Annotated in this window: 24 protein-coding genes and 5 pseudogenes; 11 read left to right on the top strand and 18 right to left on the bottom strand. The window is 33.2% G+C overall.

What is annotated here, in order from left to right; translation table 11 throughout:
- Positions 1 to 30: 30 nt before the first annotated feature.
- Both MTQ00_RS21885 and MTQ00_RS21890 read right to left on the bottom strand, forming a co-directional pair.
- A complete protein-coding gene (locus MTQ00_RS21885; RefSeq protein WP_273650988.1) occupies positions 31 to 162 on the bottom strand; it encodes a hypothetical protein in 132 nt (43 codons plus the stop codon).
- Between the two features lie 1,016 nt (positions 163 to 1,178).
- On the bottom strand, positions 1,179 to 1,775 hold the full coding sequence (locus MTQ00_RS21890) for a Crp/Fnr family transcriptional regulator (RefSeq protein WP_273650989.1): 597 nt from the start codon (positions 1,773 to 1,775) through the stop codon (positions 1,179 to 1,181).
- 730 nt (positions 1,776 to 2,505) lie between these two features.
- On the opposite strand from MTQ00_RS21890, the gene MTQ00_RS21895 reads away from it, so the two are divergent.
- Complete coding sequence (locus tag MTQ00_RS21895) at positions 2,506 to 2,685, top strand: hypothetical protein (RefSeq protein WP_273650990.1); 180 nt, start codon at positions 2,506 to 2,508, stop codon at positions 2,683 to 2,685.
- Positions 2,686 to 2,834: 149 nt separating this feature from the next.
- Here MTQ00_RS21895 and MTQ00_RS21900 read toward each other — a convergent pair.
- Positions 2,835 to 3,092, bottom strand: a pseudogene (locus tag MTQ00_RS21900) (transposase); the annotation flags it as partial.
- 514 nt (positions 3,093 to 3,606) lie between these two features.
- On the opposite strand from MTQ00_RS21900, the gene MTQ00_RS21905 reads away from it, so the two are divergent.
- The 8 genes and pseudogenes from MTQ00_RS21905 (at position 3,607) to MTQ00_RS21935 (ending at position 9,110) form a co-directional block, all read left to right on the top strand.
- Positions 3,607 to 3,840, top strand: coding sequence for a hypothetical protein (locus tag MTQ00_RS21905; RefSeq protein ID WP_273650991.1), 234 nt, complete (start codon positions 3,607 to 3,609; stop codon positions 3,838 to 3,840).
- 710 nt (positions 3,841 to 4,550) lie between these two features.
- Complete coding sequence (locus MTQ00_RS21910; RefSeq protein WP_273650992.1) at positions 4,551 to 5,084, top strand: hypothetical protein; 534 nt, start codon at positions 4,551 to 4,553, stop codon at positions 5,082 to 5,084.
- A 200-nt stretch (positions 5,085 to 5,284) separates the two neighbouring features.
- Positions 5,285 to 5,476, top strand: a complete 192-nt coding sequence (locus MTQ00_RS21915; protein ID WP_273650993.1) for a hypothetical protein — start codon at positions 5,285 to 5,287, stop codon at positions 5,474 to 5,476.
- A 32-nt stretch (positions 5,477 to 5,508) separates the two neighbouring features.
- Positions 5,509 to 5,691: a hypothetical protein gene (locus MTQ00_RS21920; RefSeq protein WP_273650994.1), complete on the top strand. Its 183-nt coding sequence runs from the start codon at positions 5,509 to 5,511 to the stop codon at positions 5,689 to 5,691.
- A gap of 1,473 nt (positions 5,692 to 7,164) precedes the next feature.
- Positions 7,165 to 7,380 (top strand): hypothetical protein, encoded by a 216-nt coding sequence (locus MTQ00_RS22300; protein WP_337249978.1) that lies wholly within the window; start codon positions 7,165 to 7,167, stop codon positions 7,378 to 7,380.
- A gap of 14 nt (positions 7,381 to 7,394) precedes the next feature.
- Positions 7,395 to 8,315, top strand: a pseudogene (locus MTQ00_RS21925) (GMC family oxidoreductase N-terminal domain-containing protein).
- A gap of 30 nt (positions 8,316 to 8,345) precedes the next feature.
- Positions 8,346 to 8,624, top strand: a complete 279-nt coding sequence (locus MTQ00_RS21930) for a GMC family oxidoreductase (RefSeq protein ID WP_273650995.1) — start codon at positions 8,346 to 8,348, stop codon at positions 8,622 to 8,624.
- A gap of 54 nt (positions 8,625 to 8,678) precedes the next feature.
- Entirely contained in the window at positions 8,679 to 9,110 is a 432-nt protein-coding gene (locus MTQ00_RS21935; RefSeq protein ID WP_273650996.1) for a YybH family protein, read from the top strand.
- A 1,519-nt stretch (positions 9,111 to 10,629) separates the two neighbouring features.
- Here MTQ00_RS21935 and MTQ00_RS21940 read toward each other — a convergent pair.
- The 3 genes from MTQ00_RS21940 to MTQ00_RS21950 form a co-directional block, all read right to left on the bottom strand.
- Positions 10,630 to 11,109: a nuclear transport factor 2 family protein gene (locus tag MTQ00_RS21940; protein WP_273650997.1), complete on the bottom strand. Its 480-nt coding sequence runs from the start codon at positions 11,107 to 11,109 to the stop codon at positions 10,630 to 10,632.
- A gap of 81 nt (positions 11,110 to 11,190) precedes the next feature.
- Entirely contained in the window at positions 11,191 to 11,571 is a 381-nt protein-coding gene (locus MTQ00_RS21945; protein ID WP_273650998.1) for a nuclear transport factor 2 family protein, read from the bottom strand.
- Positions 11,572 to 11,627: 56 nt separating this feature from the next.
- Entirely contained in the window at positions 11,628 to 12,386 is a 759-nt protein-coding gene (locus MTQ00_RS21950) for an SDR family NAD(P)-dependent oxidoreductase (RefSeq protein ID WP_273650999.1), read from the bottom strand.
- Positions 12,387 to 13,055: 669 nt separating this feature from the next.
- Here MTQ00_RS21950 and MTQ00_RS22420 point away from each other — a divergent pair.
- Both MTQ00_RS22420 and MTQ00_RS21955 read left to right on the top strand, forming a co-directional pair.
- Positions 13,056 to 13,151: pseudogene (locus tag MTQ00_RS22420) on the top strand (hypothetical protein); the annotation flags it as partial.
- 203 nt (positions 13,152 to 13,354) lie between these two features.
- Entirely contained in the window at positions 13,355 to 13,621 is a 267-nt protein-coding gene (locus MTQ00_RS21955; RefSeq protein WP_273651000.1) for a T9SS type A sorting domain-containing protein, read from the top strand.
- A gap of 341 nt (positions 13,622 to 13,962) precedes the next feature.
- On the opposite strand, the pseudogene MTQ00_RS22425 reads toward MTQ00_RS21955, so the two are convergent.
- The 12 genes and pseudogenes from MTQ00_RS22425 to MTQ00_RS22005 all read right to left on the bottom strand — a co-directional run.
- A pseudogene (locus MTQ00_RS22425) lies at positions 13,963 to 14,054 on the bottom strand (transposase); the annotation flags it as partial.
- 323 nt (positions 14,055 to 14,377) lie between these two features.
- On the bottom strand, positions 14,378 to 15,325 hold the full coding sequence (locus MTQ00_RS21960; RefSeq protein ID WP_273651001.1) for a hypothetical protein: 948 nt from the start codon (positions 15,323 to 15,325) through the stop codon (positions 14,378 to 14,380).
- A gap of 391 nt (positions 15,326 to 15,716) precedes the next feature.
- Positions 15,717 to 15,779: pseudogene (locus MTQ00_RS22430) on the bottom strand (helix-turn-helix domain-containing protein); the annotation flags it as partial.
- 398 nt (positions 15,780 to 16,177) lie between these two features.
- Positions 16,178 to 17,674 carry an amidohydrolase family protein gene (locus MTQ00_RS21965; protein WP_273651002.1) on the bottom strand — a complete coding sequence of 499 codons (1,497 nt, stop codon included), beginning with the start codon at positions 17,672 to 17,674 and terminating at the stop codon, positions 16,178 to 16,180.
- A 403-nt stretch (positions 17,675 to 18,077) separates the two neighbouring features.
- Complete coding sequence (locus MTQ00_RS21970) at positions 18,078 to 18,242, bottom strand: nuclear transport factor 2 family protein (RefSeq protein ID WP_273651003.1); 165 nt, start codon at positions 18,240 to 18,242, stop codon at positions 18,078 to 18,080.
- 270 nt (positions 18,243 to 18,512) lie between these two features.
- A complete protein-coding gene (locus MTQ00_RS21975; RefSeq protein ID WP_273651004.1) occupies positions 18,513 to 19,271 on the bottom strand; it encodes an SDR family NAD(P)-dependent oxidoreductase in 759 nt (252 codons plus the stop codon).
- A 94-nt stretch (positions 19,272 to 19,365) separates the two neighbouring features.
- Positions 19,366 to 19,602 carry a hypothetical protein gene (locus tag MTQ00_RS21980; protein WP_273651005.1) on the bottom strand — a complete coding sequence of 79 codons (237 nt, stop codon included), beginning with the start codon at positions 19,600 to 19,602 and terminating at the stop codon, positions 19,366 to 19,368.
- Positions 19,593 to 19,988, bottom strand: a complete 396-nt coding sequence (locus MTQ00_RS21985) for a hypothetical protein (RefSeq protein ID WP_273651006.1) — start codon at positions 19,986 to 19,988, stop codon at positions 19,593 to 19,595. The genes MTQ00_RS21980 and MTQ00_RS21985 overlap by 10 nt, the downstream gene beginning before the upstream one ends.
- Complete coding sequence (locus MTQ00_RS21990) at positions 19,963 to 20,127, bottom strand: hypothetical protein (RefSeq protein ID WP_273651007.1); 165 nt, start codon at positions 20,125 to 20,127, stop codon at positions 19,963 to 19,965. Before MTQ00_RS21990 ends, MTQ00_RS21985 begins: the two co-directional genes overlap by 26 nt.
- Positions 20,128 to 20,316: 189 nt before the next feature.
- Positions 20,317 to 21,456 (bottom strand): hypothetical protein, encoded by a 1,140-nt coding sequence (locus tag MTQ00_RS21995; RefSeq protein WP_273651008.1) that lies wholly within the window; start codon positions 21,454 to 21,456, stop codon positions 20,317 to 20,319.
- On the bottom strand, positions 21,368 to 23,068 hold the full coding sequence (locus MTQ00_RS22000) for a hypothetical protein (protein WP_273651009.1): 1,701 nt from the start codon (positions 23,066 to 23,068) through the stop codon (positions 21,368 to 21,370). Before MTQ00_RS22000 ends, MTQ00_RS21995 begins: the two co-directional genes overlap by 89 nt.
- Positions 23,061 to 23,591, bottom strand: a complete 531-nt coding sequence (locus MTQ00_RS22005) for a condensin complex protein MksE (protein WP_273651010.1) — start codon at positions 23,589 to 23,591, stop codon at positions 23,061 to 23,063. Before MTQ00_RS22005 ends, MTQ00_RS22000 begins: the two co-directional genes overlap by 8 nt.
- Positions 23,592 to 23,762 lie beyond the last annotated feature (171 nt).

The raw sequence follows: 23,762 nt of genomic DNA on the forward strand, positions 1-23,762 counted from the left end.
TCTTCAGTAACAATAGCTTTCCAACCTTCATTAGCTGTAGTATGCCATTGAAGCTGCAGCAGCTATGAAAAGGCTTACAAACCCTGTCTCTGCTGTCATTAATCCTGCTACTACATCAGCCCAAGCAATTGCTTCTTTTTGTTGTCTTGTTAATTCTGCCATGATTTTTTCTTTTTAAAATGTTAATTGTAATTTTTGCTGTATAATCCCCGGCATTGGGTTTGAGTAATCAAAATTTTTTGTATATTTTTATTGGGCATATAAAAATAAACACCTAAAATTCTTATCATTTAATTACTAATACAAAAGTAGGTGTGAGTAGCGACAAAAGTCGGCGTATTATATTTTTTTCTAAAAAATTCAAAGTATTGCTTTGGAGACAGAAACATCAGAGTTTATGCTGTTGAGGCTGAGTATAAATCTAATAACGCTGTAAGAAAAAATAATTGAAGAAGAAATCTGGGAAAAGAAAAAATGTTTTAATAAGTATTAATTATACTTTAATCATAGAACTATAAATCATGAACCGTTAAAAAAAAGTATATAGAAAAGAATTGAAATGAATTAGTGGCGGCGGGGAAGAACCATGCGGTCCGGCAGGACTTCCATGTTTTAAAGGTGCATGCTGTATCAATGATAGGTGTACAGGGCCAAGCCCTCCTTATAGCTGTGCTTAACATAACATGATGAGTATTAAAAACTGACACTTAATTAGGTTAATATTCTTTAAAAAGAATATCATATTTTCTGTTCATCACCAAAAAGGTATTTTGGAGATCCTCATAAGATAATCAACTAAAAGCTTTTCTAATATTCCCGCTAAAGTGGGGATTATTCATTAAAAAAAAGAGCCCTTCAAATGAAAGACTCTTATCCAGTATTAAAATAATTTTAAAAGTTTCACGAAAAAGCTTCCCTGTTAAGAGAAGCTATCAAACCTAATGGATTTAGTTAAAAAACTAATATTCTAATTTAGTAAATATGAATAAGTGTTTTTATGATTGTGATCATAAACTGTTTTATTACTTAGCTATTGTAAATTTTTAAGAATGTGAATATTTGGTCAAGTTTGTAAATTATATCTTCAGCTTCGGTTGGAGATTTTATTGAAAAGAAGCCCTTCATTTGAAGAACTCCAGAGTATATATTTTCTTAATGCGTTCTGAGTATTATATAGACTAGTAAAGTATCTTTCCTTTTTCAATTGTTAAAATATTATCAGCCTCCATTTTTTTGATTGTACGTATTACAGTTTCTACAGCCATACCTGTTAGGTTTGCTATCTGCTGCCGTGTAAATGGCACTTCAAAAGCATCAGAAATATTCCTTAAATTGTAATCTTTAATATAATCTAAAATGGTTTTGATCTTTACTGATGGCTCAATACTTGACATATTGAAGAGCATTACGTATTTATGATAAAGCCTTTCGGACATGCATTGCAAGAGATTTTGCATTACATCAAAGTTTTGAGCAGCTAAACTTGTAAATTCATTTCGCCCAAGGCACAATATATTACAATCTGTTTTAGCAATTGCGCTCATTGGATAAGGCTTTTCAGTAAATAATAAAGATTCCCCTATGCTTTGTCCGTCATATAAAATGTTATGAGTAAATTCTCTTCCATTTTGATGGAAATTAAATAGCTCCACCATCCCTGTAACAATCTGAAAATATTGGTTGGGAGTAGAGTCTTCGCGGAAAATTATTTCGCCAGGGGCAAAATATTTATTAACCGCTCCATGCTTAATTAATAATTCTTCACCTATTATCATAATAGTAATGTTTTGGTTAATAATGTTTTTAGAAAATGATCAATTAATTTCCCATCAAATTATAAGCCGCTTTTGTATGTCGTGTGGTACCTATAATTTTTTTTGAATTTTTATAATCTGAATTTTTATTATCTTTAAAAGCCTTGTGATTTTTTAGTCACTATTTGTGTTTTTTTATCCTCAACTTCGGTTGGGGATTTTGCATTAAAAACTTCCCCAGCCCGAGGAAGTTACCACAAAATAATGAAAGTTATTAGATTTTATCCTTTTCAAACTTAGGCATTAATGATAGGATAGTTTATGATCATAATCACATTATTATTTTTGAATAGATCTTGTAAATTTATAATTCAATGTATTTGTAACTTACAAAGCATAATGCTTTTTAGCTTGTATTCGGATACGCTTTTTTATGCCCATGAAATCAGCAAAAAACGCAAATTGTTACAAATTGTATCAATAAATATTTTGGAAATGTTACAATAATTTAATTTGTTAAATGTTAAGTAATTAAATTGCTTATTAATTATGGATTTCCATAATTGAGAATGAAAATTATTTGTAATGTTATCTTTTCATTACAAAAAAATATACTTATAACCCAAATTCAAATTAAAATGGAAAAATCAGTCATTTAGCAGCTTTGGGAGTTGCTGGACTTGTTAATGCGAAAAGCACTTTTGAAAATACAGTGAAAATTAAACTTGAAAAACTTACAGATAGTGAAACTATGTTTCAATTATGTGGAGTGACTGTGACTTTCTACAATAGCATGGGGGAGATCACAGGGCAACAATTATATACCTCGGATCAACCTACCTTAGAATCATGCCTGGCTTATCAGGCAGGAGTAATTGCAGATCTTAGAGCACAAGGGTATATAGTTGAAATCATTGGCGACGTAAATTAGTACTTATGAAACGATTTCTTTTTATTATTCTTATCCCTAATTTTTTTTTGGAGTATTATATTCTCAGAAGATAGTTCATATACAATATCTGAATGTCCGTTCTCCTATAGCTAACATAAACGAGGATCTTTATAGTTATGGGTTACATGTTGTACGTCATCACTCGTAGCCTCACGAGCGACATCTCCATTGAGACGCTTTTTTCCTGCTTCCATAAACTCCTTGTTCCAGGCATAAAACTGCGATTGTGCAATGTTATGGTTCCTACAAAGTTCGGCTACGGAGGTCTCAGCCCGAAGACCTTCCATCACGATTAGAACCTTTTGCTCTGCGGTAAATATTCTGCGGGTGTTTTGCCGAATATCTTTTACAAATTTTTCGGTCGGTTTCTTTTTCGGTGTTGCCATAATTAAAATTACTCTTTTTATGAAAATACTCCTTAACTTTTTAATATCAAATGTCCACTTTTTGCTGACGATTTACAAATATTGGTTTCCTGCAGCATTTACTTACACAATGCTAAATAACAAGGAAAGACTAGCTTTCAAATATTATCCGGAATTATTTAAAACAGATTCTGTATTTCCGGATTTAAGTATTTTTCAATGCATGAGGATTTTCATATTTACGTGCAGAAAAATTGGTCTTACGACCAGAATGGTAAGGATTATATCGATATTTATCCAGTTTGTAAAGAGCATTTTGATCTTCTGAAAAAAGAATATATACTATTGGATAGGGGAATAAAAACAAACGATCTAGAACAATTGGATTTGATTATGAGGAAATGGGTGGAAATTCGAAATAAGCGTTACAAAAAATGGCCTCAACTTATAGGAGAAACTAATAGTTGAAGCTATAGAAGGAACTGCACGTTATTTAGAATATAGGTATTCGGTCCTTAGTAATGAAGATAGACCTTTGATAACAAATGCACACGGAAAAGCAGTGGATTTTGAACAGACTATAGAATATATTACAAAAAATAGCTTATTATATCCATTTTTATCTAGAACAGCTTCATATGCTAAAGGAGCTGCATTGGGATGTATTTTAGATAAATTAGATCCAGAATTGAAACATAAAATTGAAGATTCTAAAAACAATAACGGGTCGACACAATTTGAAATTTTGAAGACACAATATTCTGATTAGTGTTACCATTATAATCAATTAAGTCCCCGCATGAAATCAATATTTTAAGTATATCAACTGTCTTATAAAAGATTTTCGTAATGTAATTTTGGGTTCTATCGTTTTGTATCTGAATAATAAAACTTAGTAACGTGGATTCAGAAGAAGCTGCTAAATGATAGGATTTATTTTTAACCAGTGTAGGGAAGGGTTAAAATAGAGTGTTATCTTTTAATAACCAGAGATTATACTTTATAAAAACCATTTTTCTTATTAATGCACAGCTTACTTAAAATATTTTAACAGATGTTTGATTTTTTTAGTGCTTTAAATATATTAATATTGACGCTTAAGATATCTTTAAATTATTTACATAAGTTTATAAAATAAAAACAACAACGATAGAGGATTAGAATATTTATAATTGTTGTAATATGATCCAGACAGACGGAGGGATTAATCAATATTCATAAGAAAAGAAAATGTGAGTTTCTTATGAGGTTGTGCAAAGTTTGATCTGACCAACTGAAACCACTTCAGTCTTAATGCTTTTGTTTAGAATAAGAATGCTTTTAACTGGAATTAGCGATACTGAGATGAATATGCCATAAATCAAGGGATTCCTATCTTAATTCTACAAAAGTTATTGGTGGACTACAATATAAATTGCGAATTCTTAAATTAACGAAGCCATATTTGGTTTAATAATATCACTAACTAAATTTTATAAAATGACTGCAGACTACCTCATAAAAATTGGAAAAATAACAGGATTAGTATCATTTTTACTTGGAACATTTTTTTTTGGACTATGTTTTTGGAAACCCGAAACAATAATGGTCCTATTTGTTATTGGCATAGCCATCATAATTAATATGATCGTTTTGGGGTTAATTCTAGCAAAAGAAATAAAAGAAGCGAATAAAAAATTGCTAAAAACTGCTGGCTTTGTTTCGATGAATATTATTGTTCTGCTTTTGTATTGTTGGATTATAATTATTTTGATAAATATGATTCGAGTAACATTAACAAACTCTGGTACATCAATATTGACGGACTTAAATATTTCAGGTTGCGAAGTCGAAAATATAGATAAACTTGAAGTTGGAGATAGTAAAACTGTCTGGATTGATATACCTCATGATTGTTCTGTTACCATAACTTATTTATGTAATAAAAACATAAGAACAGACACTATTGTAGGATATGGTACAAATAATGGAGGAGGAGAAATATTGAAGTATAAAATTGGCTGCGATCAGTAGAAGTAACAGTAACTGGTTCGTGCATCATATAATAATTATTAACAATCTAGAATTATGACAAATTTATTAATCAAAGGAGGGCTCCAAAGCTCTCTTAAGCCCTGAAAATTGTGTATTGATCTTAATAGATCATCAGCCATTTCAATTTGCCACTCTCAGAAGCCATGATTCTCAAACGATAATAAATAATGTAGTAGGTCTTGCAAAAAACGGATAAAGCATTTGAAGTTCCCACCCTTTTTACCACTGTTGTAGAAAATCTTGGCGGCAGCTTGGTACAGCAGCTTCTGGAAGTTTTCCCTGAACAGAAACCATTTAACAGAACAATGATTAATTCCAGGGAAGATCCTAATGCAGTGGATTGGGTTACAGAGACAAGGAGAAAAAAGTAATTGCTGCTCTGTGGACTGAGGTCTGTCTGGCGATGCTAGCTATCCAAGCAGCAGGAGAAGGATGTGATTTATTTGTAGTTACAGATGCCTCAAGAGGAACAACATTGGGGGCATATGAAAATGGCAATCCAAAGGATGATCCAATTAAGTGGAGTTTTTTTGGAGGAGAATTTCAAAGGGATTGGCACGTCAAAATACTGTTCCGCAATGAATGAAATTATGGTTGAGCATCAAGCAAATTTCGGAATCAGTTAGCTTTGGGAACATCAATTATTAAATAGCTCATCTAAAAATAACGATTAGAAATAAGTAGAAATTACAGATTTGGAGAGTTAAAAGTATATCACTAGTGATTTTAATTATTGGATTTGAATTGGAGGTTGGAAGGAGAGATATATTAATAGGTTAATAGTGTTGAAAAGGGATGTTGTTGTTGAGCATCCTTTCTCTTTACCCTTATATTACCAAACTTTAATAGCAAAGTAATAGAAATGAAATGTCCGGTGTTTTCAAAGTAAATTTTATTTAAATGTGTAAAATATTTTATAATGCTAATTGGTTTATAGCGTGATTATTATATACTTTAATTGCATTGCAAATATATTGCATTAGATACAAAATTAAAATTATTAATAAGAAATACTATTGAATATAATAAATTTCAAGCTAAAGAGTATTTGACTACAAGCGAAATATGTAATTATCAAATATCACATGTTGTATGGTTTTGTAGAATGATGGGCAGTAATCAGTAAATTAGAAAAATCTGCTATGACATGCTTTTCGTTGCTCAAATATATAGTGATTTTACTTACAAGAAAGTATTGCTGAAATACAAAATTACGGAGTATTAACTCCTTGTTTATGTTTGTTCTGTCTTATTTTTTCTCAGAGATTCCCCTTTAAGTTCTATTCTTAGAGAGTTGTGTACCTATCTGTCGAGAATTTCATCTGCAATCGTCTGCTCTCCTATAACTTTATGCTATGTACTTACAGGTAACTGCCAGGCAATAATTGTAGAACGTTTTCATGTCTGTATTCAATTATTCCCATAAAATTCTGATGTTTAAGATTATCCAGCGCATGTAATCCGAAGTTGTCCGGAATAATCAAGTCCTGCTTTTCTGCGGTCTATTCTTTCAGATAGGTTCCGTCTCCTATGGTCATGAAATGCTAATATTTATAGCGTGTATTTACCCAATGAAATAATCATTAATAAAAATGAGTATCCAAATCATGTAGAGATAACGGTTTTATCAATAAGATCTTTTATTGACGCATACATGATTTGGTGCGGTTCATGCAAATTGGCGGAAAAAACATTTTTTTTGTTCCTTTTACTAATTGGAAATTTAAAAAAGAAGGTGTTGTTTTATTGATGGAAAGCAAACCGTTAGCTGTGCATATCTAATCTATATGATAATGTAGATTGACAGATTTTATATTCGTCAAATTTAATTTATTTTTTATCTCTTCTTTTTAAATATTAGCGATCTAACTTATAAAACTTCAAAATCTACATCAAAAAGCATAGTATAATAATAAAATTAATTTTTCTTCTTAATATTTATTAAGACAATTTGCAAATTACTGATCTAATTTTGAAAATAATAAATAAGAATTGAAATGAAAAAAAATCAATTATCCTATCATACTATTATCATTGGCGGTGGAACAGAGGTGCTGTGATGGCTAGTCGATTAAGTGAAATAGAAGATATTTCTGTATTATTGATCGAAGCTGGAGAGGTGTATAAGCCTAATGGGTATCCTGAGCAAATTGCTTTAGCGAAATATATTGGAGGAGATAAGGATTCTGTTTGGGATGTTTCTAAGGAAATCAATTCTGAAATTCCTACAAAAGGTCTATTTAGAGCTAAAGTACTTGGAGGGGGGCAGCGATAAATGCTGCCGCATTTTTGCGTGCACCAAAATCTGATTTTGATCGTTGGACAAAAAACGGGTTAAAAGGATGGGAATTTTCTCAGGTATTACCTTATTATAAAAAAATTGAAGCAGCGGATTTTGGTGATGATAAATGACATGGCCGAAACGGACCAATATCTGTCCATCTACTTAAAATAGATGAAATTACAAACACAGCTAAAGATTTTGTAGAGGCCGCTATTAATACCGGGATATCATTTCAAGAAGATTTAAATATTCCTTTCCCAAAAGGAGTGGGAATATATTCCATTAATATCAATCGTGGTATTCGATTAAATACAGGAATTTCATATTTGGCTGAGAAAGTACGTGAGAGACCAAATTTAAATATTGTAGGAAATACCACAGTTAGTAAAATTATCTTTGATAATGGAAGTGTGAAAGGTGTCGTGTTGAACGATGGCAATACAATATTTGCCAAGAACATAATATTGTCTTGTGGCACTATTGGTACCGGTGGAATTTTGCTTCGTTCTGTCCTCGGTTCAAGGAAGCAACTTGAATCTTTGAAAATTCCAGTAATTGCTGATCTACCCGTTGGACAATTTGTAATGGATCAACCTCAAATTTACCTACAGGTTAATATTAATGGAGATGAAGATTCCTTTCCTCCTATTGGAGGAAAGGTTTGGGAGCAATCTAGTTATGCAGAAGGTGGTGAACTTGATTACTATTTGGGCTTTAACCATTTTGCAGACCTGTCGAAATCACCAACAGGAAAAGCGTTTGGCATTATAGTCTGTGGTTGCCGTCCTGTGTCCAGAGGGAAACTACAACTTGATCCTAATGATATTTTAGCGTCCCCTAGAGTTAGTCTAAACCTTCTTTCTAAGGACAATGAATATAAAATTATGGTAGAGGCTATTAGAAAAGTTATAAATATATTAGAATAAAAACCTCTCAAAGGCCAAATTACCTCTGTAATGTTTAGCGATGGTAATTTACTTCCTTCTTCATCAGAGGAACTAGAGGTATTAATTCGTAAAAATGTAGAATCTTGTTTGCACATTACTTCATCCGCACCAATGGGAGGAAAAAATGATCCAAAGGCTGTTGTTGATAATAAAGGGAAAGTATATGGACTCAATGGATTGTATATAGCTGATGCTTCAATACTACCTGATGTACCTTCTGTAGCCACTAACCCAACAGTAATTATGGCTGCTGAATATATTGCAGATCAAATTAAAAAAAATTATTAATTTAAAATTTAAATAAAAATGGATTATTCAATTTTGAAAGAAGCAAAGTTTGTATTGACACCTGAAGTAGAACAAGTAATACAAGTCGTTGCTGGATACAATCGTACACTCAAAGAAGGCTCGCTTTCCAACATTATGAGAATTTTTAATGAAGATTCTGTTCTAATTCCAGAAAATCAAAGACCAATTAGTGGACTTAAGGATATAGAGAAAGTATACACTGAGCTTGTAAATGTTATTAAGTTTAATGAAGGTAATATCATTAATATCATGGATGCGTATGTTGCGGGTGATTTAGCGTACGTAAGATCGGTAGATACAACGGGTTCTGTTACTGAAATCAAATCAGGGGAGGTCAAGTCTCCAATATTCAGAGAACTTTGGGTATTAAAAAAAGATGATAAAGAAAAATGGACGTTCGCGATATATGCATATGGAGTAGCATCACAGGAAAAGAGTAACCTGGCCGATGCCGTAGTTTGGTAAATGATGCGGTTACAATATACAAAAGATGATGGTAGATTATAATTACAGTACTAATTCTTTTAAGCATTTTGCTTATTGTAAAAAAACTTCCAAGAGACCTATATTTACTCTTAGTATATTGTTCCAAGGAACATTGGGTTTTATAGCCTCTAAATTAAATTGGTCTCAATAAAATCATATTATGATGTGCTAAAATAATTTTAACAACAGTATCAACATTGATGCTGTTGTTATTTTTTACAGCGAAATATGTTATTTCTCAATTCTGTACAATGAACAAGTTAAAAATTAGAAATGATACTAGACGCATTGGATTATTAGTAAACTATAAAACTAATATGTAATATCACTACTTTATGCATTACCAAATTTCACTAAAGTTCAAAAAACGAGAGTCTAATTTTTTTATTTTTGCCTGTGTGAAAAGAATGGATACTTTAATCCTCTTCGGAGATTTTTTTCAAATTAGCCCATTCTGGTTCAATACCTTTGCCGATGAATGAAAAGTAGTAGGTAGAGTAAAATTAGCTCCAAATATTCCTTTTCCATCCAGAACGTAATAAAGCCATTATATATAGAAAGTAAGTGCTGAGTCGTAGTAATCCCCTTTTTATAGATACTTCTACCGTAGTTATAGGAACATAGTTCTTTGTCTGTAAAATAATGTCTCCTGAATTTCCGGAAAATATTTTGTAAATAATCCTTTCTTGTTAACTTACAGGAGCGTTTTCTGACAGTATATCCTGATCATAAAGTCTTTGAATTGTTAGCTAATCTTAAATTGTTCAAAAATTATATCTTGTGACTTTATTGTTTGCATAAGATTAGAAGTGAAAAAAATCAGAGCCCTTACGAACTCCGATTTTTTGTGTTTACACTGTCATGGGATGGTTTTGTATATAATCTGTTTTAATGATCATATTACTCCTTGAGTACTTTCTTAGTAATTTTCCCTTTTCAGTATATATCTTAAAGATATGTATTCATTTAAGCAAATCATATCTTTTTAATAAACGAAACTCGCCATTTGGTTGTCCATTTAGTAATACAATCAATGAATTTTTGTCAAAATATAATCATTAGATAACAATAAGACAATCAGAATAGGTTAAATATCAAACTCACTATTTGCATTTGAAATTTTCCACTTTCCACCTGTTTTGAATGTAGTATAAGTTTCAATAGTATCTTCTAAAAAATGAAAAAGAATTATTTTTTTCATTTTGAATTTGAATTCGAATTGAAAATGGAGATTGTCCTTTTTGATTTGTTTTTTTTGATTCTATTTCTATACTTCCGAATACAGCAATATATTCTCCCCTGTCCAAATATGTGTTCAATATCAAATTTGTGAAAAATATTTTCAGCAATAATATTTAGAAAATAATGTTGTACCTCCATAATCACGAAGAAAATTTCTAACTATTTCTGCATTTAAATTTTTCATTAGTAGGAGTTTATTTTAATCTTGATAATTACTCAATATAATCATTAAGTAATTAAACAGCGAATTAATATTTTATATATAATTAGCAGAGAAAGTATGAGCTACTTTTTTACCGTTTCGCACGATAATTACATCTGCAGCGTATTTAGCAATACCTCCTTTCCATTCAGTAAAGGCAATCTCTCCCTGAATTTGGCTTTTACTTAAATCTACCATGGCTCGAATATCATCGGGAAAATATTCAGTGAAAACCTTTTTATAAATTTCACGAATTGCTGGTTTACCTATAAAAATACCAGAACTATTTATTAGTATACCGTTATCACTCCAATCGGCCATAACCTTATCAATATTTCCTTCCCGCCACGCATTTAGATGACGATTTAATACCTTAGATGTTTCTTGTGCGGAAGTTGTTGGTGTTGTATCTTGATTTTCTTGTTCATCCGCTGAGGAAGAACAACTTGTTAGTAATGAAGGTAGGACCAACCCACCTATAGATAAAATTCCTGCTGCTTTTAAAAATTCTTTTCTATTTAACTGATCTTTCATATTATTTTATTTCTAAATCATTTTGTATTTAATAAATCGCAAACGAATATTATATTACATAAAAGTAGGTTATACATTAATTTATGCCGTGTAATCTGCTGCAAAAACATGGGCCACTTTTTTACCATCTCTTACAATAATTGTATCTGAAGCATATTTGGCAATACCTCCTTCCCATTCAGTAAAGGCAATCTCTCCATGAATTTTTTGTTTACTAAAATCTACCGTTGCTCGAACATCATCAGGAAAATATTCCGTAAAAACCTTTTTATAAACTTCACGAATTGCTAGTTTACCTATGACAATACCGGAGCTGTTTATTAATACACCATCATCGCTCCAATCTGCCATCACCTTATCAATATTTCCCTCACGCCAAGCATCAAGATGGCGATTTAATACTTCTGTAGTTATTGTTGTAGAAGTAATCTCCTGTACTACATCTATTTTCTTTTCTTTCATAATAATTTTGTATGTTATTTTTTTAGAATATCTGATATTAAGTAATTTAGTACTAATTAAAATGCTGTATTTCCACCATCAATGATTAACTCTGTACCTGTAACAAAAGATGATTCGTCAGATGCTAAAAAAATAACTCCATAAGCAATTTCTTCTTCTTTTCCTCCTCTCCTTAGTGGTGTTCCCTCTACTGCCATTTTTTTGAATGCTTCGTAATTTGGCATGTTTTTACTCATAGAAGTGTCTACAAATCCTGGGTGTACTGAGTTAACACGGATATTAAATGGAGCTAGTTCAACAGCAGCTCCCTTTGATAACAATCTGGAGCCTCCTTTCGATGCTGTATAACCAGTACCTCCAGCAGATCCTACAATCCCACCTATGGAAGAAATATTAATAATAGATCCGCCTTTTACCTTTTTCATAAAAGGAATCACGGATTTCATTCCTATAAATTGACTTGTAAGATTTATATTGAGTACTTTATTAAATTCCTTAACACTACGTTCTTCAAGCGGACTTTCAATATCTCCTATAATTGCTGCATTATTAACCAGAATATTGATTTTGCCATATAACCTGATTACCTCATTTATCACTGAGCTCCATTGTTTTTCATCACTTACATCATGTACCATGTAAGCTGCACTTCCCCCTAGAGTTATGATTTCTTGGCTAACCGCTTTAAGCTTTTCCTCATTTATGTCAGTGAGAAAAACCTGAGCTCCTTCTTGTGCAATTAATTTTGCTTCAACAGCACCCATTCCACTGGCTGCTCCGGTAATAATTGCAACTTTTCCTAGTAATCTGTTCATTGTATTTAATTTTAGATTAAAAAATTGTTTAGTGATAAGTCGAAATTAAAGAGATGAAAAATGAATACAAATAAGAAATCTTAAGTATTTATTTCTTTATAAATCTTTTTATTACACTGAATGATTCAGGTGTAATACCAAGATATGAAGCAATGTGTTTTTTGTTTTATTCTGATCTCGATATCGGGAAATCGTTTAATTAGATCTTCATAACGTTCCTGTGCAGGTAAATCTTGAAATGCCTACAATCTTTTTATATGAGCTAAATAACTATTGATTCCAACGATTCGCCAATAGTGTTCAAGTTTAGGAATATCGGTAAAACTCTGTTCAAAATCTTTTCTGGAAATTATAAATAGTTCAGCATATTCTATTATTTCGATATTTTTTTTTGATGGAGTCTGAAGATGAAAGCTCTCCAAATCATTTGCCCACCATCCCTCAAAAGCAAAAAAAGAAGTAATTTCTTTACCTTTTTCATTGAGATAATATATACGGGCTATTCTCCGGATTTCGCAGTTAATAATTATACCTATGGGAGAACAAACGTGATGAAGAAAAATTTATCAGACTATACTGTTTCGGATGCTCACAGTATTGGTTTTGTTTTGGGCATCAATACTTTGGGACCTTCATTGGAAGTATGTTGAATAATATGGCTACAAAAATAATGTATTGGAAGATCCGAACAGTGGAAGCGTCAGAGTATTACAGCTTGTAATGGATGGGCTTAAACTTCAATCATGTAATCCAATCTTCATATAGGATAAAGATACCAATTCTAGCGGCAGACCAAGCTAAAACGGGAGTGTACGACCTGGAGAACTTTGCTAGGAGAGGGCTAGGAGTAAATGCTGCTCCTGGAGGACTTAACGTAATATGTATTGGGAACAATCATGCTGCTCTGGATTTAAATGATCAGGTGGAGGATTTTACTATCCCAGCAGAATGTGGCGTATTAGCAGTAAATGAAGCTATTTCAAGCTCTAAAGGATATCCATCTATCCAAATCCGGTGAAAACAGAATTTACCATCAACACCTTTCAGGAATAGATTTTTCAGGAATTACTACGGTTTCTATTTATGATTTTACAGGAAAACTGGTTTCTTCAGAGAAGATTAATCTTAATAAGCAAAATACAGTGAGTGTTAATACACTGTTGAATGGTGTTTACATGGTGAAAATCAGCAGTAATTCAATTGATTATAATCAGAAAATAATTGTTTCGAGATAAACTATAATACTACTAAATTGTTAATATCCCAGGGGGTAATTCTTCAGGGCTTTTTTATATTCCATAGTGGGATGGCCTCACGAAAAGGAAAGTCTTATCATAGCCTCAATTAATTCATCGTCATTTTTCATACTTTTATAACGATAGCTCCGCTTGATTATACCAATTGCCAAACAACTTTTCCCTTCACTTACGTTATATTTTTCACGGATAAAGTTAACAATTTTACACTGTCCAGAAGGCTTTACACTTTTTGACAGAACATTTTTTAAAGCTTCAATATTTAAACAACCTTCTGTATAAAGTTTCTTAAGCTTAGAATTTTCGGACTCCAGATTTCAAAGTCTTTGAATATCAGAACCTTCCAAACCTGAATATTTACTCTTCAAACGATAAAAAGTACCTTGAGTAAGCCATGTTCACGGCATATTTCTATGACACTTGTTCTTTGAGAACCCAAAAACCTGATTCTCTGAATACATACCCTTTTTCATATTTAAAGATAGAGTTTTTTTAATCAAAAACTCTATCTTTAAATGGATACATTTTTAGGTAAGTTTACAATACCTTATTCAATTATTGATGTTAATTAGGTGCAATTTGCAAAATTTTTGTGGGATGAGTATTATTGAATATCTTATCATCATCTTTAAACTTTAATCGACTGACCACTAAAATTCATATGACTTTAAGTTACATTTCCATTTAATAATTTTCAAAGATGAGCAATACTATTTTACCTCGCTTAAATTTTAATTACATATTAGGTGTACCTGGTACGATTCCTAATTTTTGCAAATTTTGTCTGATTCCTGTTCTTATTTTCATCATTTCTGGATCTTTATAAAAAAGAAGTATTTTTTTATTTTTCCCATCTGTAGCCTCAGGTTTATCATTTAATAGCACAAAATGAGTAAATGTTTCTGCTCCATCCTCATCCATTGAAGAACATGCATAAGCACTAACAAAATCTCCTGGTAGAGAATTAAAAATTTTGCTTGGATTCATCAATATGTCTGTTGGTAACTCTGAAACTTTTTCCCATGAAATATTAACGATTTGCTTTATAAATGAACCTTCTTTATAAGTACTTCCATAGCTGTCACTTTCTGGAAAATAATACAAGTACTCTTGTGTCTTGTTTTTTGTGATGTAATGTCCAAATTCATGAATCATAGCATAAGTGGTCATGTCATACCCCAAAGTATTATGCTTATAATCCGGTGCTGAAAAAGAAGGAATTTGCGTTTTACCCCTCTCTACATCGTAGGCAAGTCCCAAAGAGAACTGGTTTAAAGAGTTTTTTTTCCGAGCGCCAATATAAGCATATACATTAGATCCTTCTTCAGGGTAAAAAAAGGTGAGTTGTGTAATTTCTTTTCGAAATTCTTCGGGAATAATGTCTGTAAATAATTTAAATTTTTTCTTATGTTCATCAATTGCTTTTTGTTCTTTCTCCCAGATTTCTTTTTTTATATACATCGGCGCATTATCTGGTATCGAGAAAGATTTGTTAAAATAAATATTATTGTTGTAAATATTATAGGCTACTATAGCCAAGTTAATTTCTTTATCATCCTGGTCATCTGGGAAAATTATGTCTTCTTGTTTATATGTATTTTCTGTGGCACATGAGTTCAGACATGGCATGGTAGTTATTGTTAAAAATAATAACAATTTCAGGAAATTGTCTTGATTGTTCATAATAAATAAATTTGAAGTTTTAAGCAAAGGTCATGTATTAAAATTACTCTTTTTATGAAAACACTCCTTAACTTTTTAATATCAAATGTCCACTTTTTGCTGACGATCTACAGTTAGTATCATCAATCTGTACCCCATCCCAAGAAATTTTTCTGCTGTATCTTTGTAATCAGATTTTTTACGCCTTTTGACTACGGTTAACTTTGTATTTAAAGAGTACCCGCCAAACAGTCATTGCGGAAAGCATAATTACTTTTCGAAGCAGATGGGTTGAAATTTTTGCAGTTCCCCATCTTTTTTTCTCTCTTAAATCAAGGATGATTGATTCAGTTTCTTTTGTAACTTTGGTATTGGTAAGGGCTTTAGGACGTCTTGACTTATCTCACAGTCCTTATTTTCCTTCTTCTTTATATCTTTTTATCCAACGATGAAGTGTTGATCTTGCAATTCCAAAAACGTAAAGCCTCCTTTATTAAACACCCCGATTCTAAGCAGATTTTAAGTCAAACTTTGCGAGTCTTGACTTGGTGTTGCTGTTTATTCATGGATGAAATTTTAAAAATTTATACCATAAATTAAGTCATTTTTGTAAAGGAGCTATTGATACTTTACGCTACTAGCAGAACCTACTTTTTCATTTTTTTTGATTATATATATCCATGTTTATGTGGATAAGTACTCGGCATAAAATTCACTTTATACCTCTATTTTAGTTAAAATATAAGAATTTAAAAATATTTTTATTGAAAATATGGAACATGCTTATATCAATAATTCGGAGAATTAGCCTTTTTTTATGTAGATCAATTGGACTTCTTTCATAAAATAAAAAAAGTAAAGGAGTATATTTATTTAGAAAAAATGATTTTCTAACCCAGCCTTTGCAAATAGATAATCTCTAGATTCAGTAATTTTTGAGTGCAATACCTGCGTATCAATGCCTAGCATTTTCCCTTGGTATTTACGGATTTTTCCAGCAATGATAACCGTATCTACATTTGTTCTCTCCATCAGGGTAACGACTGTGCCACTTACACTATTAATTGGCATCACATTTAGATCCCTTGTTCGTAGCATTATAATATCAGCTTCCTTACCGGGTGTAAGACTTCCAATTTTATGTTCAAGATGTGTTGCCTTTGCCCCTTCTAATGTTGCATACCTGACAACATCATTACATGTAATAAGGTCTTGTTGACAATCTATACCTGAAAGTACTTGTGCATTAACTAAACCCCGTTGTAATGTATAGACAGATCTCATTTGAGTGAAAAAGTCGGAAGTCATTGTAACTTCTACATCACTGCTTAGAGAGGGTTGGACGCCATGTTTTAGTGCCTGCATAATAGGGGGAGTCCCATGTCTCATACTTAGCTCAATAGGAACAGCAAGAGAAATAGCGGCTCCTGATTTTGCAATACTTTCCCACACTTTATCATTCAATCCAGTACAATGAATTAATATATTATCTTTTCCCAAAAGATTTTCCTTTACTATATTTTCAAAGGCAGGAGCAGATCCTAAATTTCCAACAATATGTGATACAATTGGCACACCAATATCTCTTGCCATACCCCAATGATTCTTAAAATCTCCAGGAAAAAGTTCAGCTCCCATAGCCATAGTAAGAAGCTGGTCTGTCGAAGAAAAGTACATCTTTTGTATATCGTTGAGCTTTCGGGGGAAAGGAGTAGACTCACCAGAACCTGTTGAAAAGGCTACAAGTGCTCGCCTCCCACCATCTTTCAAGCCATGCATCAAGGCTTCAAAATGTTCCATCGAGTGAACTACTTGAGAAGTATCTAAAACAGTTGTAACTCCACAATCAATCTGATTTAATGATGATAGCAGTACAGCAGTATAAATATCCTCAGGACGAAATACAGGTGTCAATTTTTTAATTAAAACATCTAGATATGTAAATGGGTTATCTGGCTTTTTATCATTGACAAGAAGAGCCTCGGCTAAGTATCCTCTAATAGCGGTTTCATACTGATGATGGTGAGTATCAACAAAACCCGGCATTATTATATACTCACTTGCATCAATTACATATGTGTCCTCACCTTGCTCTATATCAGGTTTGATTTCTTTGATAATTTTACCTTCTATTAAAATATCAGCTTTTCTAAAATTTCCAACTTTAACATCCTGGCTATACACTATTCCATTCTTTAGAATGTATTTGGTATTTGCATTTCCAGAGATCTTTATTATCTTTCTTTCTTTTTCTTTTTCTTTTGAATCAGATAAACATCCGGTTAATAATGCAGGAGCTATTAAGGCTCCGAGAGATAATTTTCCTCCTAAATGTAAAAAGTCTTTTCTATCTATTTTTCTTGAATTCATTTCGAAACTATTTTTAAAATTAATGTTGCAAGTATTTTCACCAGAGGGCTGATTTTTCCTGTTAGTTCAAAACTATTAAGTCTTAAAAAAATGCTTTAATTTCATTGAATAAAATTGCCAATATAAAATATTTGCCTCTTTTATGATATGTATTGTGATTTAAGTTTTCGAAGTATTATGTTATTATTTACAAAATTGCAGATTTAGTGTATATTTGCTATCACATTGAAATAAATAAAAATTGTTTTTAAAGCCTTTATTTAATCAAAGTTTTAAATGTGAAATTGTTATCTTATTATTTTTGTTTGTTTAAATTTTTAGACAGTTCTATTGAGGCCATATATTGCTAATTAGTATAGTTTGGCAGCAAAGATATCATTTTAAGGAGAGTTAGTAATTTTTTTTAATTAATACTTTTACCTACCACTATACCTGAACTGTTGATCAACACTCCATCATCAGTCCAGTCTTCCATAACCTTATCGATATCTCCTGAACGCCATGCGTCGAGGTGACAGTTTAAAGCATTAGTTGTTTCTTCTGTTGAGTTTAATTGTTTTTCTATCATCCTTTTTTTGATTTTTAATTTGATATCCCTCCCATATAAAATACTGTATGTCAACCCGAAAATAGGCTATTACTACTTATAAATATATAAGGGCATAAGGAGTTTTGTTTTGATTTTTCCAGAATAAGTATAACAAAAATGTATTAGGAAATGCATTTTTGTTATACGACCATTCTGTAGCCTCCTATTTTGAAGCAATTTTATATGAACCAATAATAAATTTAGGATTGTAATTTACCTGTTTGACAAATGATATCGGGACAAGAATTATTATACAGCAGTATTTCCGCCATCAATAATCAATTCAGTCCCTGTCATAAAGGAAGATTCATCAGAAGCCAGGAAAATAACACCGTAAGCAATTTCCTCTTCTTTTCCTCCTCTGTTTAATGGTGTTCCATCAATAGCCATACGTTTGAAATCTTCGTAGTTGGGCATATTTTTATTCATCTCGGTATCCACAAACCCAGGATGCAGAGAATTGACACGAATATTAAAAGGCGCCAATTCAATAGCGGCTCCTTTTGATAACAGTCTGGCCCCTCCTTTGGAAGCGGTATAAGCCGTACCGCCAGCAGATCCTACAATTCCACCGATCGAAGAAATATTAACAATAGATCCTCCCTTGGCTTTTTTCATCAATGGAACCACTGATTTCATTCCGATGAAATGGCTTGTGAGATTTATATGGAGAACCTTATTAAATTCTTCAACGGTTCTCTCTTCCATAGGAGAACTCAGGTCACCCAAGATAGCAGCATTATTGACTAGAATATCAATTTTTCCAGCGACTCGGATGACTTCTTCTACTACGGAATTCCATTGTTCTTCATTACTTACATCATGTACCTTATAGTAGGCATGACCTCCTGAAGCATTAATTTCATTGGTAACTGTCTTCAGGTTTTCTTCATGGATATCAGTTAGAAAAACCGTAGCCCCTTCCTTTGCAAGCATCTTTGCCTCTACAGCACCCATTCCACTGGCTGCTCCAGTGATAATGGCGACTTTGTCTAATAATCTATTCATCGTATTTAATTTATAAGGATTAAGCAAATCCCCGTTAACAATGATTCAAAATTAGATCAACTGAAAAACAGTACCAATAAGAAATCTTAAGAAATCAATTTTTTAGAAGTTTTTTGATAGCGCTTAATGATTCCGGTGCAATCCCTAAATAGGAAGCAATGTGTTTTTGCTTTATTCGGTTTTCTATATCAGGGAATTGTTTGATTAGTTTTTCATATCGACTGTTTGCAGGAAGCTCCTGAAATTCCTCTATCCTTTTGATATGAGCCAGATAGCTGTTGACGCCAACAATCCGCCAATAACGTTCAAATTTTGGAATATCTATAAACATCTGTTCAAAGTCATCTTGGAGATTGCAAACAATTCTGCATCCTCTATTATCTCAATAAATTTGCGGGATGGTGTTTGTAAATTAAAACTCTCTAAATCATTTGCCCACCATCCTTTAAAGGCAAAGAAAGAAATTACTTCCCTGCCTTCACTATTGATAAGCAGATTGAAAATTGGCTTCGTAATATTCATTATAACCATCCCCTGCAACCAGAATATTGCTATTGCCTTTTTTTGAGCAATAAGTTCTGTTTGTGCCATTAAGTAACGGATATAGTCTACTTGCTGAATTTTTGCTGTTGTTTTCTTTTTTTCATACAAATCATTCAGCGCTTTTAATACGGGCCATGTAAAATCCTTACTATGTAGTTTCTTCAAAGATTTCATTGATGTGTTCTGTTAATTGTCCTCTGTGAAAGATACCTAATGGTGGTACATAGGTCAAGCCATTAGCATCTTTATTGTCGTGCATGATATAGATATATTGTCCTTCGTCATTAATATCACCTGCAGTTTCGATTGACATAGTAACGATTTGGTACTGTTCTTTTTTTGCTAGTTTATGTAATATTTCGTAATTGCTTCCCAAGCCTTCTGCTTCATCAATCGGCATAATTCGTATTCCGGTGTGATCTTCGCCTTCAATGAGCGATAGTCTGGCGAGGCAAAGCAGTGCATTGGCTGTATAGGTTTGCCCATTGCTTCCCGAATTTTTTTACCCATCTTGCCTGATTTCAAAAAGGAGATCAAAATAAGAGCGTGGGTTGAGCAGATCGTTTATGGTGGCTTCTCTTGTTCCGTTTGCTTCGCGGAATACACTAATCATGATGTCGTCAATGTCTTGTTTGTTATTTGTTGCAAACAGGCCTGTCTCCTGCATTTCGTTGGTGAGCCGTTTTCTGAAAACTTTCATCCAATCGTCTGGATATCCAGCAGCTGGTGTATGTTGTAATGTTGCATAATTAGCTCCTGTAATCTTATTTTTTGACAGGTAGTCGCTTATTTTCTGGACCTTGGTCAGAAATCCGTTATAAATTGTAGTTAATTCTTTAAAAGTGTTGTGTAGAATTTCTATTTTTCTGGAACCAATGCGCTGCAAATCGCTCGTGAGTTCGATAAGTCTCTTTTCAATCTGTTCGCCAATAAGTTCTTCTTGTATCTGTTGCGTAGGGAAAACGGTAGGTAACAGTTTGTTGGCCAGTACACCTACTGAATAGTCTTTTAAAATAGTCTTGTCTTCTATTTCTTCTGACGCGGCGGCGTAGGTGGCTTTGAACTTGCTGTAGGCATCCGTGCTCGGTGTTTCTGCTGGCTGCTGTTCTATTTTGATCAAATCCTGCTCGGCAATAAAATCACGTCGGTGCTCTCTTGCAAATTTTATTTTTGCTTCATTGAGTTTTAAAATACTCACATTGTGGTTGTTTTGGTATTGTTCAAATCGTGTTTTAGCTCCTGTGTGTTCCGTATCAATAGCGTTATGCATTTCGTAAAGCGTATTGATGGGCGGATTGGATTTAAACAAGTCATCTTCTATTCTATGAATTTTTAGAAGTGCTATTCTTTCGGCAGTTCGAATATTTTCTAAATCTGTCTCAAAATGGAGAAGCTGGCTTTCTCCTGTCTTTGTCAAATGGTCAAAGTCGATTGAACCATATTGTTTGGTCATATAGCTTTCAATCTGGTCAATTTTTTCCCGATTGTCCTTGTTCAGCTGATGGCTGTGGTTATACTTGGCAAAAGCCTTATCATGGGCGTCATTAAGGTTTTTATATTTTGTTAGATGTTGTTCGGCATCTTGGCTCTCTACCGAGTGTGATCTGGTCAGGAGGTACGCTGAGATGTTGTTTGGGTACATTGGTTATAAATTCGTGGATGCCGTTTAATTCCAGCCAAAATCCATTGTCGTTTGCTTTGAAAGTAAGCGGTTCTTTGAATAGTTTTTCGGGAAAGGGGAGGTAGCGTTCTTTTGGCGAATTGGGTGTTGTTCGCGATAGGTATTGTAAATGGATGAGTAGGCTTTCTTGCTCAGTCGTAAGGGGCAAATCGAGGTGTTCTATTGCCCAATGGGCCAGTGATGCTGGATTGTCCAAATCCGAAAAAACAAGTTGTGTTTCCAGCTTGCTGATGGTTTCTTCAAAATCCTTCAATTTTTGCGATGTCATTTTTCCTGCGGTTGCATAGTCATTGTACCGATCTGATTGTTCAAATTGCTGCTTCAGTTTGTTTTCTATAAGAAATTGTTCAAATGCTTTTAGGTTATCTGTATCTGTTACCTTAGAGCGTTTATCCTTATGCCATTGTCTGATGGCATCTGCATCTTGTCGATCTTCGGTAAACCAGCTGTTTACTTTGTCTATATTGTCTTTGTATTTGGCGCTTTCATCGAGCAGGTTTTTGGCTTTTTGCCATTCTATTTCAAATTTTTCTTTTTCCCGCTCTGAATTTTTGTTATTGTTTTTTAATTTGGAATGGGTTTTATGTTGGTCTTTGACATCAGTTATTTTGACATTGGACAATTTCTTTTTGATCAAAAGCCTTTTAATCTGGTTTGTTTGGTAGTCTTGTGTGGATTGTACAAGTTTTTCAGCAATAAGTTCATTTTCTTGATACCAGAAGCAGATGTTTTCCAGACTGAATTGTTTTTTCAGTTGACTGCAGGTATTGAAATCACGTAATACGTGTTCTATTTTCTGTTCTTTGCTTCTTATGGTGGCTATTTCTTCCAGTAGGTGGTGGTGTTGCTGCTGGTCTACATTAATGTTTTGTACTTCTTCTCGGTATTTGTCAACAAGCTGTTTGTGGTCGCTGTCTCCAAATAGGAATGTTTTGAGAGCGTCTGAATCAGTAAAGAAGCCCTTTTCTCTGGAGAAGGCTCGTATAATTGCCGCATAGCTTTTCAGACTTTGGTGGTTTTGGCTTAGGTCTACGGCGAGTATACCGTTGTTAAAAAGTAGATGGTGGTATTTTTTATTGTTTACTCCTTTCAGGTAGCCTTTTCCCAAAAATCTTTTTTCCAGATTTTCCAGCGTTTCGATTTGTCCATCGAGTAGCAGGTCTTTGTAAAATATTGGCTCATTCATGGGCAGGAGTGTTTCTTCAAAATCGTAGCCAGCCTGTATGATAAAAAATTGCATCTGAGTACTGGTGGTGTCCAGATAGCCACCCAAGGTGATGTACTTACGGTATTGTATTTCGATGTTGATGAAAATATAGCCACGCCCGTATTTGCCACCTCCATTTTTTAGGACAAGACCACTTGTATCTCTATTGCTTACGCCGTCTGTTCCCGATTTAAATACACGGGAGCCCACTAAAAGCATTTGGATAAAGTCGGCAATAAGACTCTTACCACTACCGCTTTCTCCACTAAAATCGGTACGGAAGTCATTGAAACGGTAGTCGCTGTTAAAATGCTGCCTGATGTTGAGGGTTGATAAACTGTAGATCTTGGGTTGAAATTTAGCCATGTTCTTTTCGTTTTATGATTTCATCGATTGTTTCTATCTGCGGGTAATATATTCTCCTTAGTCTTTCGAACGAGGGTTGGTAGGTAAAGTAGTCGCTGTCATTTGTATCTCTGGCAATCCAGCCCAGCTGTTCAAATTCGGCAAAGGCTTTATATACCATATTTTTTAGTTTCTCTTCGTTCAGGTCTAATCCTGCTTTAATTTCAATGGTTGATACGACACGCTGCATCTTGTTGAGGAGTTCATCGTATTCCTGATAGAGCAGGTTGATGAAATCGGATATTTTAGGCAACTCGATATTGCCGTCCAGCTTATAGATTTTGAAAAAGATAAGGCCAATAAGGATGTATTCCGATTTGAGGTACGATCGGTATTGGTTGTCGGTGGGGATTTTACCTCTTGAGCCTTCATGAAAGTCTATATAGAAGTAGGTGGACCATCCTTCACCTTCTTTCTTGAGAAGCATTTCAAAAAAATCGTCATAGTAGGCCTTTAGGCTTCGGTAATGCTTATCCAAAAGCATACATCGAAGCAGGTTTTGGAAAGTCCCGTTGTATGTGCATTCCCGATTTTAGAAGATAATCTAACTTAGCGAATGTGTTTTTAGCTGATTTGTCTTACATAAACGCATAACGTTCGTTTAGGTCTTTTTCAGTATCGTCATATTCCATAGTGAAAGATTTTGATAGTTTGG

The organism is Chryseobacterium sp. B21-037, assembly GCF_028570785.1.
In the GTDB taxonomy this organism is placed as follows: Bacteria; Bacteroidota; Bacteroidia; order Flavobacteriales; family Weeksellaceae; genus Chryseobacterium; species Chryseobacterium proteolyticum.